12 protein-coding genes and 1 pseudogene are annotated in these 15,696 nt (G+C 68.4%); 6 read left to right on the plus strand and 7 right to left on the minus strand.

Annotated elements, in window-relative coordinates:
• Nucleotides 1-193: 193 nt before the first annotated feature.
• Together P0D62_RS03700 and P0D62_RS03705 are read right to left on the minus strand one after the other, a co-directional pair.
• The gene (locus P0D62_RS03700; protein ID WP_275701278.1) at nt 194-1,141 is read right to left on the minus strand and encodes a hypothetical protein; all 948 of its coding nucleotides are present in this window, start codon (nt 1,139-1,141) and stop codon (nt 194-196) included.
• A gap of 32 nt (nt 1,142-1,173) precedes the next feature.
• The gene (locus P0D62_RS03705; RefSeq protein ID WP_275701279.1) at nt 1,174-2,085 is read right to left on the minus strand and encodes a hypothetical protein; all 912 of its coding nucleotides are present in this window, start codon (nt 2,083-2,085) and stop codon (nt 1,174-1,176) included.
• A gap of 121 nt (nt 2,086-2,206) precedes the next feature.
• Here P0D62_RS03705 and P0D62_RS03710 point away from each other — a divergent pair, with 121 nt between their 5' ends.
• Nucleotides 2,207-3,238, plus strand: a complete 1,032-nt coding sequence (locus P0D62_RS03710; RefSeq protein ID WP_275701280.1) for a Gfo/Idh/MocA family protein — start codon at nt 2,207-2,209, stop codon at nt 3,236-3,238.
• A 79-nt stretch (nt 3,239-3,317) separates the two neighbouring features.
• Here the strand turns inward: P0D62_RS03710 and P0D62_RS03715 are convergent, their stop codons facing one another.
• Nucleotides 3,318-3,959: a DNA-3-methyladenine glycosylase gene (locus P0D62_RS03715; protein WP_275701281.1), complete on the minus strand. Its 642-nt coding sequence runs from the start codon at nt 3,957-3,959 to the stop codon at nt 3,318-3,320.
• 75 nt (nt 3,960-4,034) lie between these two features.
• Complete coding sequence (locus P0D62_RS03720; protein ID WP_275701282.1) at nt 4,035-5,438, minus strand: MFS transporter; 1,404 nt, start codon at nt 5,436-5,438, stop codon at nt 4,035-4,037.
• Between the two features lie 45 nt (nt 5,439-5,483).
• Here P0D62_RS03720 and P0D62_RS03725 point away from each other — a divergent pair, with 45 nt between their 5' ends.
• Together P0D62_RS03725 and P0D62_RS03730 are read left to right on the plus strand one after the other, a co-directional pair.
• Nucleotides 5,484-6,356: an NAD(P)-dependent oxidoreductase gene (locus tag P0D62_RS03725; protein WP_275701283.1), complete on the plus strand. Its 873-nt coding sequence runs from the start codon at nt 5,484-5,486 to the stop codon at nt 6,354-6,356.
• A 213-nt stretch (nt 6,357-6,569) separates the two neighbouring features.
• The gene (locus tag P0D62_RS03730; RefSeq protein WP_275701284.1) at nt 6,570-7,670 is read left to right on the plus strand and encodes a glycerate kinase; all 1,101 of its coding nucleotides are present in this window, start codon (nt 6,570-6,572) and stop codon (nt 7,668-7,670) included.
• Nucleotides 7,671-7,763: 93 nt separating this feature from the next.
• Here the strand turns inward: P0D62_RS03730 and P0D62_RS03735 are convergent, their stop codons facing one another.
• From P0D62_RS03735 to P0D62_RS03745, 3 genes are all read right to left on the minus strand, one after another.
• On the minus strand, nt 7,764-8,489 hold the full coding sequence (locus tag P0D62_RS03735) for a MarR family winged helix-turn-helix transcriptional regulator (RefSeq protein ID WP_275701285.1): 726 nt from the start codon (nt 8,487-8,489) through the stop codon (nt 7,764-7,766).
• Nucleotides 8,490-8,689: 200 nt separating this feature from the next.
• A complete protein-coding gene (locus P0D62_RS03740; RefSeq protein WP_275701286.1) occupies nt 8,690-9,304 on the minus strand; it encodes a TetR/AcrR family transcriptional regulator in 615 nt (204 codons plus the stop codon).
• 119 nt (nt 9,305-9,423) lie between these two features.
• Nucleotides 9,424-11,928: a DEAD/DEAH box helicase gene (locus P0D62_RS03745; protein WP_275701287.1), complete on the minus strand. Its 2,505-nt coding sequence runs from the start codon at nt 11,926-11,928 to the stop codon at nt 9,424-9,426.
• 114 nt (nt 11,929-12,042) lie between these two features.
• On the opposite strand from P0D62_RS03745, the gene P0D62_RS03750 reads away from it, so the two are divergent.
• The 3 genes and pseudogenes from P0D62_RS03750 to P0D62_RS03760 form a co-directional block, all read left to right on the plus strand.
• Nucleotides 12,043-12,741: an MgtC/SapB family protein gene (locus P0D62_RS03750; RefSeq protein ID WP_275701288.1), complete on the plus strand. Its 699-nt coding sequence runs from the start codon at nt 12,043-12,045 to the stop codon at nt 12,739-12,741.
• 421 nt (nt 12,742-13,162) lie between these two features.
• Entirely contained in the window at nt 13,163-14,863 is a 1,701-nt protein-coding gene (locus P0D62_RS03755) for a nitrite/sulfite reductase (RefSeq protein ID WP_275701289.1), read from the plus strand.
• A gap of 20 nt (nt 14,864-14,883) precedes the next feature.
• A pseudogene (locus P0D62_RS03760) lies at nt 14,884-15,594 on the plus strand (phosphoadenylyl-sulfate reductase); the annotation flags it as partial.
• Nucleotides 15,595-15,696 lie beyond the last annotated feature (102 nt).

Raw genomic sequence — 15,696 nt, forward strand, 5'->3', positions numbered from 1 at the left:
AAAGGAGTTGGCGGGGGCCGAAGGACGGTCCCAGCCAGAGGTTGCGGTGGCTCTTTTCGAGGCTCCGCTGCGCTCCGCACCTCAAAGAGCGTCATTGGTGCTCCGCGCTCGCCCTAACTGTCGAGGCTCCGCTGCGCTTCGCACCTCAAAGAGCGTCATTGGTGCTCCGCACCTCGAAGAGCGTGGATGGGGGTCAGAGGTCGGCGGGGAGGAGGCCGCCGGCATTCGGGGCGCCGAGGGTGGCGAGGGCCTTGCCGACGGCCGCTCCGGTCTTGAGGCCTAGGTCGTTGAGATCCTGCAGGCCCTCGTCGAGGGTGATCGACTCCTCCATGATCCCGACGGTGAGCGCGATCAGGTCGCACACCGCGTCGGGGTCGTCGAGCTTCAGGAAGCGCTCGCCGACGATCTCCCGCCAGTGCTCCTCCAGCCAGGGCTGGTCGTAGTAGGAAGTGAGGTTGGGCACCACGAAGTAGACGTGGAACTTTTCCTCCAGCAGTCGGTAGACCTCTTCGATCGACAGGTCCTGAGCCACCTCGTCGCCGATGTAGCGGCGGATCGAGTCGGCGAAAAGGAAGCGCTTGTTGGCCTCGTCGCCGATCAGGAAGCAGTAGCCCTTGCGGCCGCGCTTGTCCAGGCTGTCGAGCTGTGCGCGAGTGGCGAGGAACCACGACGCCAGCGCGTAGCCCTCGCGCCTGTCGCCGCCTCCGCCGCCCTCCAGGTAGATGTCGCGCAGTTGCTCGTCGATGCGGTTGTCGCTCTCGAACTGGCCGATCTGCAGCGGCACCCGGTCGTAGACGTCGTCGCCGATCGCGCCGACGAGGATCTGCGGATCCTGCGCGTACCCGCCGCGGGTGAGCAGGCCCAGCAGGTCGGGCAGGCGCTTCTGCAGCGTGCGGGGCACGCCGCCCATCGAGCCGGTGACGTCGAAGAGGACGGCGATCGGCGTCGAGTTGGGGTGGTCGGCGCTGTCCCTGGCCTCGCGCACGGTGGCGCCGAAGGCGTCGAGGCTCGCGGCCGCCTTGCGGAGGTTGCGAGGCGTGTTGCGCATGGCGGAGGTGTATCCGAAATCGTCCTTGCCGGCGGCGCGGCGAGCCGACGCGGCATTGGTGTAGGCGGTGGTGTTCCAGTATCCGGTTCCCATGATGGGCTCCTATCCGTGAGGTGGTTGATGGGTCAGGCGGCCGGCCCGGAGGGCGGCATGGTGAAGGGGCGGAAGCGGCGGGGGCCGTAGAGGGCCTGCAGGAGCAGGTCGTATTCGCCGAGGCGACGCCCTGGAGCGAGACCGACGGCCTGGCGGGCGAAGGTGCGCTGGCGATGCTCGGAGGAGCTGAGCATGGCGTCGAAGAGATCGGAGATGGACTGACCGTCGGGGTGGTCGTCGTCGCCCCATCCGATGAGCACGACGCCGCGTTCCTCCGGATGGATCAGCACCGTGTCGAGCCCGAGGTTCCCGTGGGCGACGGTGGCCGCGTCCAGCGTCATGAAGAGCCGTCGCGCCATCCAGGCCCAGTCGCGCCCGTCGAGGCCGGCGGGGTAGGCGTCGCGCACCTCGCGCAAGGTGTGCAGGCCGTCGGGCAGGCTGTACGCCACCCATTCCCGGCCTCCGACGCTCCCACGATCGACGAGCGCGGGGCCGAAGGCCTGCATCCCCGCTCGCGCGAGCCTCTGGTGCGCCCGGCGCAGCGTCGAGGTGGCTGGGCCGGGGGTGCGGCTGATGGCGACGAAGGTTCGCTCCGTGTCGGTGGCGTAGGTGCTGAATCGCTTCGCCTGGCGGATCCTCTGTCGCAGCCGGTAGACCGCGTCCTGCCCGACGACGTGCGGTCCCGCCTTGGCCGCTGACGCGGAAGCGCCCGCCAACCACTGGTCGTAGAGCTGGTTTAGCCTCGCGGTTGCGCGCTGGGCATCGTCGATGTGTGCGCCGTTCGCCCTGGCCAGATCCGGATGAATCAGCGCAACGAGAGTGCGGTAATGCCGCTTCGCTCTCCTGGTGTCGGCGGGCACTGCGGGCTCGCCCGCGAACACGTCCGCGGGTCCGTGAGCCCCGAGGATGTGGCGGATCGCCTTGGCGGTGGTCATCTGATTCATAAGTTTTACTCTATATGAGTAATTTGGATTGTCAAGTCTTCTCGCCACCGAAAGTCGCCGCTAATATGTAAGTACAAATGGACGTCGGGTGACGTCGAGCGGCGGAACGAGGAGGTCTCACATGGCGATCCGGATCGGGTTGGTCGGATACGGCGACGGCGGGCGGCTGTATCACGCGCCCTACATCCAGGCATCGGAGGCCTGCGACCTGGTGGGCGTCGTCGTGCGCAATCCCGAGCGCGTCCGTCAGGCGCAGGAGGATCTACCGGGAGTGGCCGTGTTCGCCTCGCTGAGGGATCTGCTCGATGCCGGGGTGGACGCCGTGACCATCTCGACGCCGCCCGAGACCCGTCGCGACTTGGTGCTCGAGGCCGTGGCGCGTGGCGTGAGCGTGCTGGCTGACAAGCCGTTCGGGCCGTCGGCGGAGGCCGCCCAGGAACTGGTCGACGCCGCGAATGATGCCGGCGTGGTGCTCAACGTCTTTCACAACCGCCGCTACGACACCGACGTGGTGACCGCTCGCGACGTCATCGCGGGTGGGCAACTGGGTGAGGTGACGCGGCTCGACCTGCGTTTTGACCTGGACGAGGCCCGCACCCTGGAGGCGGGGCCCACAGGCGGGCTGCTGCGCGATCTGGGCAGCCACGTCGTCGATCAAGCGCTCTCGCTGATGGGACCGGCGGTCTCCGTCACCGCCTACATGGACTATGTCGACCTACCTGCCGGGCGCACCGACAGCGGCTTCGTGATCAACATCGCCCACGCGAGTGGCGGGCACTCGCACGTCTCGTCGAGCAAGATCAACTGCCTGGTCTCCAAAGAACTCCGGGTGCACGGCACTCTCGGGTCGTACGTGTCCGACTTCACCGACGTGCAGGCCGCCGCCATCAAGTGCGGAGAACGCCCCGCCGGACGTCGGAGCGAATGGGGCCTCGAGGCGGAGTCGCGGTGGGGGACGCTGGCCGTCGTCGGTGCCGATCCGGTGCGTCTGCCGTCCTCCCATGGCGACTACACGGTTCTCTACGACGAGTTCGCGGCGGCCGTCGAGAACGGCGGCGCCGGTCCGGTGCCGGGGGAGCAGGGCGTGGCCGTGCTGCGCGTCCTTGACGCCGCGCGCCAGAGCGCCGACGAGGGACGCACCGTCACGGTGTAGGCGGATGAGGTGCCGATTTCACGCCCTGTGGGTGGGCTCTGTGAGTGCGCCCGCTTCGAGGCTCGCTGGCGCTCGCACCTCAACGAGCGAGAACGGGCGCGCCTCGGCCGGGGCGGAAGGCGGAGACCGTCGGATCGCCGGGGAGCCAGAAGCGCCAGGGGAACTCCGGGCCGCCGGCTGTTCCCGCGACGCCGACCCGTGGGCCCGTGGCGATCTCCGTCGGCCGCGCATCCGGGGCCTCGAGCCGGAAGGGAGCAGCGAGCAGGTCGAGACCGTCGTGGGCCTCTCGCGTGATGCCCAGCGCGGAGGCGAGATTGCCGGGGCCGCGGGCCAGCACCCGGTCCGCGATCATCCGGCCGCTGTTGCCGGTGCGTCGCGAGCGGGCCAGCTCCGCGCCGGCCACTACCTCGCCGGCCCGCAGCAGGATCGCCGACGCGGTGTGCTCCGGCGAGCAGACCAGGTTGAGCGCGAAGTGCATCCCATAGGTGAAGTAGACGTAGGCGTGGCCGGGTGGGCCGAACATCGACGCGTTGCGCGCGGTCTTCCGGTCGCGGGAGTGTGATCCGGCGTCGTACGGCCCCGGAACGCCCACGCCGTGGTAGGCCTCCACCTCGGTGATCCGGATCGTCACCGGCCCGTCGTCGGAGCCGACGGTGAGGCTCGCTCCCAACAGCTGGGGAGCCACCTCCAGCGCGTGCGCCACGAATATGTCCCGATCCATGCGCCCGATTATGACAAGGGTGCGGGGGTCACGGGTGAGGGTTACGTGGCGGCTTAGCCTGACGCCGTGGGCTGATCAGCTTTCGGCGTGGCCCTTGCCCAGGGGGTTCGGCCCGGGGATCGGGTCCGAGGCGCCAGGGGCGGTCGTGAGGTCGGCGTTCACGTCGCCTGCGTCGTAGGCCTGGTTCAGCAGCCGGTAGCTGCGGGTGAGGAAGACCAGCGCGGTGAGGATGAAACCGAACACGCTGACCAGCACGAACACCAAGGCGATGCCGCGGGCGTCGCCGGTGCCGAGCAGCCACGACCATTGGGCCTGGCCGCGATCGGAGTCGGCGTAGGGCAGCAGCCAGAACTGGGCGACGGGGCCGATCAGCAGCGCGCTGAGCGGCGACGCCGACACCTCCACCGCCTGGGCGAAGCCGAACACACGGCCCTGCTTCTCCAACGGCACCACGCGCTGCATCATCGTCTGCTCGGCGGCTTCGATGAACGGCACCAGGATCATGTAGGCGAAGACGCCGACGGCCAGCAGCCACACGCTGTCGCGCAGCGTGAAGATGCCCGAGACCACCCACATGGCCAGGCAGGCGAACAGCAGCGTGCGCAGCGGCTTGACGCCCAGCCCCATCTTGGCGATCAGGGCGCCTCCGATGACGAAGCCGATGCTGCTCAAGCCGAAGAGGATGCCCCACGCCTCCACCGACATCAGTTCCAGGCCGTAGGGGTCGAGCAGGCTCATGAAGACGCCGCCCAGGAAGTTGTTGAAGGTGGAGAAGATGATCAGCCCGATCAGACCCGGCACCACGACGATCGCGCGCCAGGCGCCCTTGAAGTCGACGGCACTCGGCACGCCGTCGGCATGCACGATCTCAGGCTCCGGGATCCGAATGAACAGCAGATGTACCAGCGACGCCACCACCACGACGACGGCGAGCAGCAGCGTCCAGCCGATGCCCAACTGCCCGATGGACAGGCCTGACAGCACGCCCACCACCAGCATGGTCATGCCGTTGACGGCGCCGACCAGCCCATTGGCGTTGGCTCGCTTATCGGACTCGACGAGCATCGTCACGCAGGTGGTCAGCGCCAGCCCGCGGATCATGGCCAGCAGGGCGCCGAACAGGATCAGCCCGCAGAAGATCCAGAACCACGGCTTGGTGAGGGAGATGAGGTCGTCGTGCGGGGTGAGCCAGAACACCAGCCCGCCCAGCACGAAGGACACGGCGGTGCCCGCGGCCGACAGCATCATGATGGGATGCTTGCGGTAGCGGTCGATCAGGCTGCCGAACGGCACGCCGAGGATCGCCATGCCCAGCATGTAGGCGCCACCGAGGAACGACGTGGCGAGTACCGAGCGGGTCTCGAGGTACGCCCAGAAGGTGATGCCGAACCAGATGAAGGCGGTGCCGAGCCCCGCCGCGGCGCTGTTGATGAGCACGTGGGTGAAGGCGCGGGAGCGGGTCGCTTGGGTCGAAAGCACGGGGTAACGTAACACGACGCGGTGTTCAGGGGAACAATGGAGGCCATGAGCACTGTGCTGTTTGTCGGTCCGGGTTTGATGGGCGGTCCCATGATCGCCAACCTCGTGCGAGCGGGTCATCGCGTGCGTGCGATCGGACGCTCGGAAACGTCGCGTCGGAGAGCCGTCGACGCCGGTGCGGAACTGCGCGACCATCTCTCCGCCGCCGTCGACTGCGACGTGGTGATCACCATGTTGCCCGATACCCCCGACGTGGAGGCGGCGGTGTTCGGCGCGGGTGGTTTGGCCTCTGTGATGCCGTCCGGCCGGATCTTCATCGACATGAGCACCATCGTTCCCGCCGCCGCGAAGCGGATCGCCGAGGCCTTCGCCGAGCGCGACGTCGCCGCGCTCGACTGCCCCGTCAGCGGGGGAGAACAGGGGGCGATCGACGGCACGCTCACCGTCATGGCGGGCGGCGAGGCCGAGGCCTTGGAGCGAGCGCGGCCGGTGCTGGAGGCGATGTCATCGCGGATCACCCACGTCGGACCCGCCGGCAGTGGGCAGATGACGAAGGCGGCCAACCAGATCATCGTCGCCGCCAACATTCAGGCCGTAGCCGAAGCCGTGGTGCTGCTGGAGAGCGCCGGCGTCGACCTGGAGGCGGCGCTCTCCGCCCTGGGTGGAGGCTTCGCCGGTTCCGCTGTGATGGAGGCCAAGCGCAAGGCCTGGCTGCACGACGACTTCACCCCGGGCTTCCGAACGGAACTGCACAACAAGGACATGCGCATCGTCGCCGCCGCGGTGCAGGAGAACCGGCTGGCCTTGCCGTTGAACGCCCTGGTCACCCAGTTGCTCGTCGCCGTCGAGGCCCGGGGCTACGGCAAGCTCGACGACTCAGCCCTGCTCAAGCTCACCCGTGAACTCAACGGTGACTGACATGCGAGTGTTGGTGGTTCGTTCTTCGGTCGTTGAGGTGCGAGCGTTAGCGAGCCTCGAAATGACCCGGCGTGACCGTGTGTGTGGACGTGGAAGGTAGGGACGATATGCGAGTCCTGATGGTTTCCCGTTCGGTCGTTGAGGTGCGAGCGTTAGCGAGCCTCGAAATGACCCGGCGTGACCGTGCGTGCGGACGTGGAAGGTAGAGACGACATGCGAGTGCTGATCGCGCCCGACAAGTTCAAAGGAACCCTCACCTCCGTACAGGCGGCCGACGCCATCTGCGAAGGCGTACTAGAGCGCTGGCCGGACGCCTCCTGCACCGTGGTGCCGATCGCCGATGGGGGAGAGGGCACATTGGAGGCGCTGTGGGTCGACGGTGGTCGTCGGCTGGTCACCCCGGTGCTCGGGCCGCTCGGCGAGTTCGTCGATGCCGAGTGGGTGCTGCTGCCGGACGGAACCGCGGTGATCGAGTCGGCCCGCGCCTGCGGTCTGGCCCTGGTGGATCCCACGCCCGAGACGGCGCTGGCCAGTCACTCCTTCGGGGTGGGGCAGCTGATCCGGGCGGCTTTGGACGAGGGGGCGCTACGGGTGGTCGTCGGACTGGGTGGCAGCGCCTGCTCCGACGGTGGGTCGGGGGCGCTGCGGGCGCTCGGGGCGGAGCTGCTGGACCTCGATGGGCAGCCCGTCGAGCTGGGCGGAGGGATGTTGCGTGGGGCGGAGACGCTGGAGTTGAACGGCCTGGATGCCCGCCTCGCAGACAAGGAGATCATCGTCGCCACCGACGTGAACGCCCCGCTCACCGGGCCTTCGGGGGCGGCGCAGGTGTTTGCCCCGCAGAAAGGCGCCGATGCAGCGGCGGTCGAGGTGCTCGAGGCCGGGCTGAGGCATTGGGGCGAGCTGCTTGTCCGCGCCAGGCGGGCCATCGACTTCCCCGGTGCGGGTGCTGCCGGTGGTTTGGGTGCGGGTCTGGTGGCTGCCTCCCCGCGGGCCAGGGTGCTGGCCGGTTTCGATCTGGTCGAGGAGCAGCATCACCTGCCCGAGTTGATCTCCCGGCACGACCTGGTGATCACCGGCGAGGGCAGCCTCGACGCGCAGAGCCGCCAGGGCAAGGGGCCCTGGCGGGTCGCGGAACTGGCCATGGAGGCCGGTGTGCCTGTGTTGATCGTCGCCGGCCGGACCGATCCGCCGGCGACGGAGTGGCGTGAGGCGGGTCTGGAGGTCGTCTCGCTGACGGAGGTGACGGGATCGGCGGAGGCGGCGATGGCGGAGCCCGCCAGGTGGATCACTCAAACGATGAGAAACGCACACTAGAGGCTCCCTGGGAGGTTTTCTCGTCGGGTAGAGCCGTCGAGTGTGCGGTTCTCATCGTAAAGGTGGGTGCCTTTGTCGCGGTGCCGTCCGGAGTCAGTCCTCTTGATCGGGGAAGCGCTCATCGAAGCCGCGTCCGTGACCACGCCCGCGATGTCCGCGGCCGCCGGGACGTCCCGGGCGACCGGGGCGACCGGGTCCGCCGGGTCCGTCCGGTCCACCGGGCGGACCGAATTCGCCGAAGCGGGGGTCGCCGGGGAAGCCGCCAAGGCGCGGATCGCCACGGAAGCCGCCCATCCGAGGGTCGCCGTCGGCGCGCCCGCGCATGAACTCGCCGAACATCTGGCGGCGCATCTCCTCGCCGTCGCTCAGCTCCTCATGGACGCTGTCGATGATGCGGCCGAGGTAGTCGGCGAACTGCGCCACCTCGTCGTCGGAGAGGCAGTCGAGCAAGGTGTTCGCCTCGTTTCCCGGGGCCGCCGCGGCATCGGCCGCGCGGTGGCCGGCGTCGGTGAGCCGAACCTGTACCACGCGACGATCCGTCTCGGATGGCGTGCGCTCGATGAAGCCTTGGCGCTCCAACTTGGTGAGCAGCTCGGCGAGAGCCTGCCTCGACATGCCGAGGAGGTAGGTCAGCTCGCGCTGGGTGATCTCCGGCTTCATGGTGAGCAGGGCGAGGACGCGGCCTTGGCCGTGGCGCGGGTCGCGCTTCGGGCCGCGGTCGCCGTGCCGGCGGCGCATCATCCGGAACTGGAGCATGGAGAGATAGGTGAGTCGTTCCTCGGCTTGGGCGCGAGGGTCAGTGCTTGTGTCGTCACTCATTGTTGTGACCTTTCGTTCAAAGGAGTAGTTTGTCAGGTACCTGACTATAAGAATGCGACGATGCGTTCAATCTGTCAAGTACCTGACAATCTTTCGTGGGTTGCTCGTGCGATGAGAAACGCACATCAGAGGCCCTCAGGGCGGATTTTTCTCGAGAAGAGCCGACGAGTGGGCGTTTTTCATCGCCTACCCGACAGGTTCTAGAGGCGGGTGCCCTTGCCGCGATGGGGAACGGACGGGGTTCGCGGGCGGACGATCCGATCGACGGCCTCGACGATGTCGTCGCGGCTCAGCGGCTCGGTGGCCAGGGCGCTGTGGATGGTGAGACCCTCGATCGCGGCATCGAGGAGACGCGAGGTCTGGGCGCTGAAGTGGCGCTCCAGCGCAGCGCGGCTGCGTCCCATCCACGTGGAGGTCAGATCGCGGAAGGCCGGTTCGCGGGCGGCGAGGGTGTAGAGCTCGTGGGTGAGCACCAGTGTGCGGCGGTCGATGAAGACGTCTTCCAGGATGATCGTGATCACGGCCTCGCGGGCCTCGTCGGGGGTGCCGGCCTGCGCCATCCGGGTCTCGAAGCGCTGGGCGAACTCGGCGGTGAAGCGATCGAATGCCTCATGCAGGAGTTCGTCGAAGCCCACGAAGTGGTAGGTCATGGAACCGAGCGGCACGCCGGCTGCCTCGGCAACCTTCCGATGTGATGCGCCCGCCACGCCGTGCTCGGCGACGACGTCCAAGCACGCGTCGATGATCCGATCCCGGCGTCCGGGGTCGTTGGGTCGCCCGCGTCGCGAGCCGGGCTTGGAATCGGTGGCTGTCATCCCAAGACACGATACTGCGGAACCCTCCGCGGAGTGGCGAGCACCAGCCGTCTCGACACGACATCTAGAAACTCTCGACTCGCCGTGCGCCTTCTGCGGCCGAGTCATCCAGGCGCGGATCAGCCGTCGGTGCGGGCGAACGACGTGGTGGTGAGCACCAGCTGTTCGGCCTCGTCGCTGGCCGGCAGATCGACGACGGCGGTGATCGACCAGTCGTGGTTGCCTTCCGGATCGGCGACGATCTGGCGCACGTGCCACTTGGTGGCGTACTTGTCGACGACGAACAGCGCCGGACCGCGGGCGTCGCCGTCCAACAGGATGTCGTCGTGCTCGTCCCAGTACTCGCCGAGCGCGTCGTCCCAGGCGTCGGCGTCCATCGGAGAGCCCTTGGCCTCCAGCGCGGCCAGGGCGTCGACGTCGTCGTGCGCCGCCAGCTCGACGCGGCGGAACATGGCATTGCGCACCATGACCGTGAAGGCGCGAGTGTTGGCGGTGAGCCTGGGTGCCTCGGCGACGACGGGCTCCTCGCCGGCGGCCAACGCGGCAAGGTTGGACCATTCGTCAAGCAGCGAGGAGTCCACCATCCGGGTGATCTCGCCCAGCCACTCGATCAGATCCTCCACCTCGGTGGTGCGGCGCGACTCCGGCACGGTCTGGCGCAGTGCTCGGTAGGCGTCGGAGAGGTAGCGCAGCACCAGGCCCTCGCTGCGCTGCAGCTTGTAGAAGGCGACGAACTCGCCGAAGGTCATGGCGCGCTCGAAGAGGTCGCGGACGACGGCCTTGGGTGAGACGGGCGTCTCTGCGAGCCAGGGGTGGGTCTCGGTCATCACGCGGTGCGCGTGCTCCAGCACGTCGGCCAGCGGCTTGGGCCAGGTCACCGACTCCAGGATCTCCTGCCGCTCGTCGAACTCGACGCCGTCGGCCTTCAGCTCGGCCACCACCTCGCCGCGCTTCTGGAACTGCTGGGCGAGCAGGATCTGGCGGGGATCCTCGAGCGTCGACTCGATGACGGAGACGACGTCGAGCGCGTAGGTGGGCGAGGTCTCGTCGAGGATGTCCAGCGCCGCCAGCGCGAAGGCCGAGAGCGGCTGGTTGAGGGCGAAGTCCTTCTGCAGGTCGAGCGCCACCTGATATTTCCGCCCGCCCGGCGTCGGCCGATCGAGGCGCGAGACGACGCCCGACGCGATCAGCGACCGCCCCAGCGCCAGGGCCCGGCGCAGCAGCTTCCGGCGGGTCGCCGCATCGGGCGTGGCCGCATGGACGAGGGAGATGACGGCCTCGGCGGTGTCCTGGTCGCGCTCCAGCAGGTTGAGCAGCGTGGCGTGGGTGATCTTCATCCGGGGCACGAGCTGTTCGGGCTCCATGTCGATGATCTTGCGGTAGGTGGCCTCGGTGAAGTTCACGAAGCCGTCGGGCGCCTTCTTGCGCTTCACGCGGCGCAGCTTCTTGGGGTCGTCGCCGGCCTTGGCGACGGCGATCGCGTTCTCGATCTCGTGATCGGGGGCTTGGGCGACGACGTAGCCGACGGTGTCGAAGCCGGCGCGCCCGGCCCGGCCCGCGATCTGATGGAACTCCCGCGCCTTGAGCAGCCGCTGGCGCCGCCCGTCGAACTTGGACAGCGTCGAGAACAGCACCGTGCGGATGGGCACGTTGATGCCGACGCCGAGCGTGTCGGTGCCGCAGATCACGTTCACCAGTCCGCGTTGGGCGAGCTGCTCGACGAGGCGTCGGTAGCGCGGCAGCATGCCCGCGTGGTGCACGGCGATGCCGTTGTTCAGCAGCTTGGACAGCGTCTGCCCGAAGCCCGACGCGAACCGCACCTGCGCCATGGCCTCCTTGATCTGTTCGCGCTTGCTGCGGTCGAGCAGACCGGCGCTGAGCAGGGCCTGGGCCCGCTCGACGGCCGCCGACTGCGTCGCATGCACGATGTAGATGGGCGCCTTCTGCTCGCCGATCAGCAGCTCCACCGTCTCGGGCATGGGGCGCATCGACCAGGCGTAGTCCAGCGGCACGGGGCGTACGGCGCCGCCGATGATCGAGGTCTCGCGGCCGGATCGTTTCTCCATGTCGCGGGCCATCGACGTCACGTCGCCGAGGGTGGCCGACATGATGATGAACTGCGCTTGCGGCAGCTCCAGCAGCGAGACCAGCCAGGCCCAGCCGCGGTCGGGGTCGGAGATGAAGTGGAACTCGTCGACGACCACCTGGTCGACAGCGGCAGAGCGTCCCTCGCGCAACGCGATGTTGGCCAGGATCTCCGCCGTGCAGCAGACGATCGGCGCGCTCGAGTTCACCGAGACGTCGCCGGTGACCATGCCAACGTTCTCGGCGCCGAAGATGTCGCAGAGAGCGAAGAACTTCTCGCTGACCAGGGCCTTGATCGGAGCCGTGTAGTACGAGCGGGTGCCCGCCGCCAGGCTGGCGAAGTGGGCTGCGACGGCGATCAGCGTCTTGCCGGAGCCCGTGGGCGTGGTGACGATGGTGTTGTTGCCCGACAAGATGTCGACGATGGCCTCGTCCTGGTGTGGATACAGCTCGATCCCGTCGGCAAGGCTCCACTCCACGAACGCCTCGTACAGGGCGTCGGGGGAGCGGTCTTCGGTGAGGTGATCGATCAGTCGCATAGCTCGACCACCCTACCCCGACCACCCACGCTCTCCTCGAAGGGCGTGGGGTTCCTGACGCGGTGTGCTGAGAGGACTAGAGTCGGGGCCACTTCGTGGAAGGGGGCAGCTGCCATGCCGTTTTCATTGGACAACGTGCCTACCGAGTTCGGTCTCATCACAGTGGCCTTCGTGCTGTGCAGCATCATCGGCCTGGAACGGCAGTTCCAGCACAAAGCCGCAGGTGTTCGCACCCACGCGCTGGTGGGGCTGGGCAGCTGCGTGTTCACCTTGATCGGCGTCTACGGGTTCGCTGAGCTGGTGGAGTTCGAGGCCGTCCGCGACCCTGGCCGGATCGCCGCCCAGATCGTCTCCGGCATCGGCTTTCTCGGCGCCGGCCTGATCTTCATCAACCGCGACGTGGTGCGCGGCCTCACTACCGCCGCGTCGATCTGGCTGACGGCGGCCATCGGCATGGCCAGTGGCGCCGGTCTGATCCCGCTGGCGATTTTCGCGACGCTGCTCCACTTCGTCGCGGTGCTGCTGCTCGCGCCGCTGAGTCAGCTCATGCCGCAGAGCGGCGAGCGCGACGTCGTGGTCGTGACCTACCAGGACGGCAAGGGCGTGTTGCGGCAGGTGCTGCACGCGGCCACCGAGCTGGGGTGCGAGACCACCCTGCTCGACACCCGGTCGCGCACCAGGGACGGAATCCGCTTCGTCGATGCGCAAATGCGCTTCCGCAAGGGGCCGAGCCTGCGTGAGGTGATGGCGCAGCTCACCGAGGTGCCCGGCGTCGAGGGCATCTCGCAGCGCAACCGCGACGACGACCTCTGACCCTGTCGCCGCAACGCCCCCCAATCCCCCCAGCAATCCCGAAAATCGGCCAATGGCCGATTTTCGGCATCAGACACCGCAAAATCGGCCATTGGCCGATTTTCCGGAGAAGGGCCTGATGGGGCAGGGAGGGGCGGAGCTCGGGTGAGGGCAGCGCTTATTCCCCTGTTCGCGGTGCGCGGACAGCTTTGACTTGGGTGCCCCCGGTTGCTGACTATGGACCGCATGAGGAATCTGACGCGATCGCTGCTGGTGCGGCGGTATCACCTGGATTTCCAGCGCGTCTTTTCTGCGATGTGTCGGGCTTGAACGGCTCGGCGCGCCCTTTTTCCTTCCCCCGCCGGGCTGAGTAGCCCGGCTTTTCGTGTCCTGCGGGGCGTGCCGTCGCTACCCGGCCCCCAACCCCGAATCCGAGGACACCATGACCACCGCCACTCCCACGGGCGCGAGAGTTCGCCCGCCGCGCGAGGGCCGCAGCAACGGCCAATGGCTCATCGACGGGACGAAACCGCTCAACCCGAATGAGGAGTTCAAGGCCGCTGACAACGGCTTGAACGTGCGGGAACGGATCGAGCAGATCTACTCCAAGCAGGGCTTCGCGTCGATCGAACACGACGACCTGCACGGTCGGATGCGGTGGTGGGGCCTCTACACGCAGCGCAAGCAGGGCATCGACGGTGCCCGCACGGCGCAGATGTCGGCCGACGAGCTGAGCGACGAGTACTTCATGATGCGGGTGCGCACCGACGGCGGCGCGCTCACGCTCGAGCAGCTGCGCACGGTGGCGCAGATCTCGGTGGACTTCGCCCGCGACACCGCCGACATCTCCGACCGGCAGAACATCCAGCTGCACTGGATCCGGATCGAGGACGTGCCCGAGATCTGGCGACGGCTGGAGGCCGTCGGCCTGCAGACCACCGAGGCCTGCGGCGACACCCCGCGCGTGATCCTTGGCTCCCCGGTGGCAGGCATCGCGGCCGACGAGATCATCGACCCGACGTCGGCGATCCGTGAGATCGTCGAGACCTTCATCGGCGACCCGGAGATCTCCAACCTGCCGCGCAAGTTCAAGTCGGCCATCACCGGCCATCCGAGCCTCGACGTGGTGCATGAGATCAACGACATCTCGCTGGTGGGCGTCGTGCATCCCGAACTGGGCCCTGGCTACGACCTCTGGGTCGGCGGCGGGCTCTCCACCGCCCCGCGCCTGGCCGAGCGCCTGGGCGCCTTCGTCGCTCCCGAGCAGACCGCCGAGGTGTGGCACGGCGTGGTGCGGATCTTCCGCGACTACGGCTACCGGCGCCTCCGTAACAAGGCCCGGCTGAAGTTCCTGCTGGCCGACTGGGGGCCGGAGAAGTTCCGCCGCGTCCTGCAGGACCAGTACCTGGGCTACGAATTGCCCGACGGCCCGGCTGCGGTGGCCGACGGCAGCCCCAGCGACCACGTCGGCGTGCACGAGCAGAAGGACGGCAAGCTGTACGTCGGCCTGGCGCCGATCGTCGGGCGTTCCTCCGGGTCGGCGCTGCTGACCTTGGCGGACGCCGCCGAGGCCGCGGGATCGGGTCGCATTCGACTCACCCCGCACCAGAAGCTGGTGGTGCTCGACGTCGACCCCGCGCGCGTCGACGGCCTGCTCGAAGCGGCCGAGGGGATCGGCCTGACGGCGTCCCCCGGGGCGTTCCGCCGGCACACCATGGCCTGCACCGGCATCGAGTTCTGCAAGCTGGCCTTCGTCGACACCAAGAACACCGCCACCAAGACCGCGCTCGAACTCGACGCGCGGCTCGACGGCATCCAGATCGGCGCGCCGATCACGCTCAACGTCAACGGCTGCCCCAACTCCTGCGCCCGCATCCAGACCGCCGACATCGGCCTGAAGGGGCAGGTCGCCAAGAGTGCCGATGGCGACGAGTTCGCCTTCCAGGTGCACCTGGGCGGTGGCCTGGCGTCGTCGGGTCGCGACGAGGCGGGCCTCGGCCGCACCGTGCGCGGCTTGAAGGTGACGGCCAAGGAGCTGACCGACTATGTGGAGCGCGTCACCCGTCGCTTCGCCGAGGATCGGGCCGGGGACGAGTCCTTCGCCAGCTGGGCCCACCGTGCCGACGAGGAGGCGTTGCGGTGACGACCGCTGCTGAGTACCTGGTGCGGGGCCATGGTCCCGGTCGGCGTCGCACGGAGGCTGAGCTGGAGGCGCTGGCCCGGGAGGCCTCCGTCCGGTTCGCCGATGCGTCCGCCGACGAGGTGGTGGCGTGGGCGGCCGAGACCTTCGGGGATTCGCTCGTCGTGGCCTGTTCCATGGCGGCGGACACCGTCGTGGCGCACCTGGCCGCGACGCATCGCCCGGGCGTCGACGTGCTGTTCCTGGAGACCGGCTACCACTTTCCCGAGACCATCGCGACGCGCGCCGCGCTGGTCGACGCGCTCGAGATCACGATCGTCGACGCCCTGCCGCAGCTGACCGTCGCCGAGCAGGACGCCGAGTACGGCGCCGAGCTCTTCGCCCGCGATGCCCGCCAATGCTGCGCGATGCGCAAGGTGGAGCCGATCAACCGGGAGCTGAGCGGCTACGAGGCCTGGATCACCGGGCTCCGTCGCGAGGACTCCCCGCTGCGCGCGGACACGGCCCTCGTCGAATGGGACTCCGCGCACAAGATGGTCAAGATCAACCCCATCGCTGCATGGAGCTTCGACGAGCAGCTCGGCTACGCCACCGAGCACGCGGTGCCGGTCAACCCGTTGCTGTCGCAGGGCTACCCGTCCATCGGCTGCGCCCCCTGCACCCGCCCCGTTGCGCCGGGCGAAGATCCCCGAGCCGGCCGCTGGGCCGGTCTGGCCAAGACCGAATGCGGACTCCACGTCACCGAAGACCACCCCGAGGAGATCATCACTGTGCCCATCTTGGACGCTCGTATCCAGCTTGATCTGGACCCCGTGGATGAGTCGGCGCCCGAGGCC

The organism is Tessaracoccus caeni, from assembly GCF_029211185.1.
Classification (GTDB): Bacteria; Actinomycetota; Actinomycetes; order Propionibacteriales; family Propionibacteriaceae; genus Arachnia; species Arachnia caeni.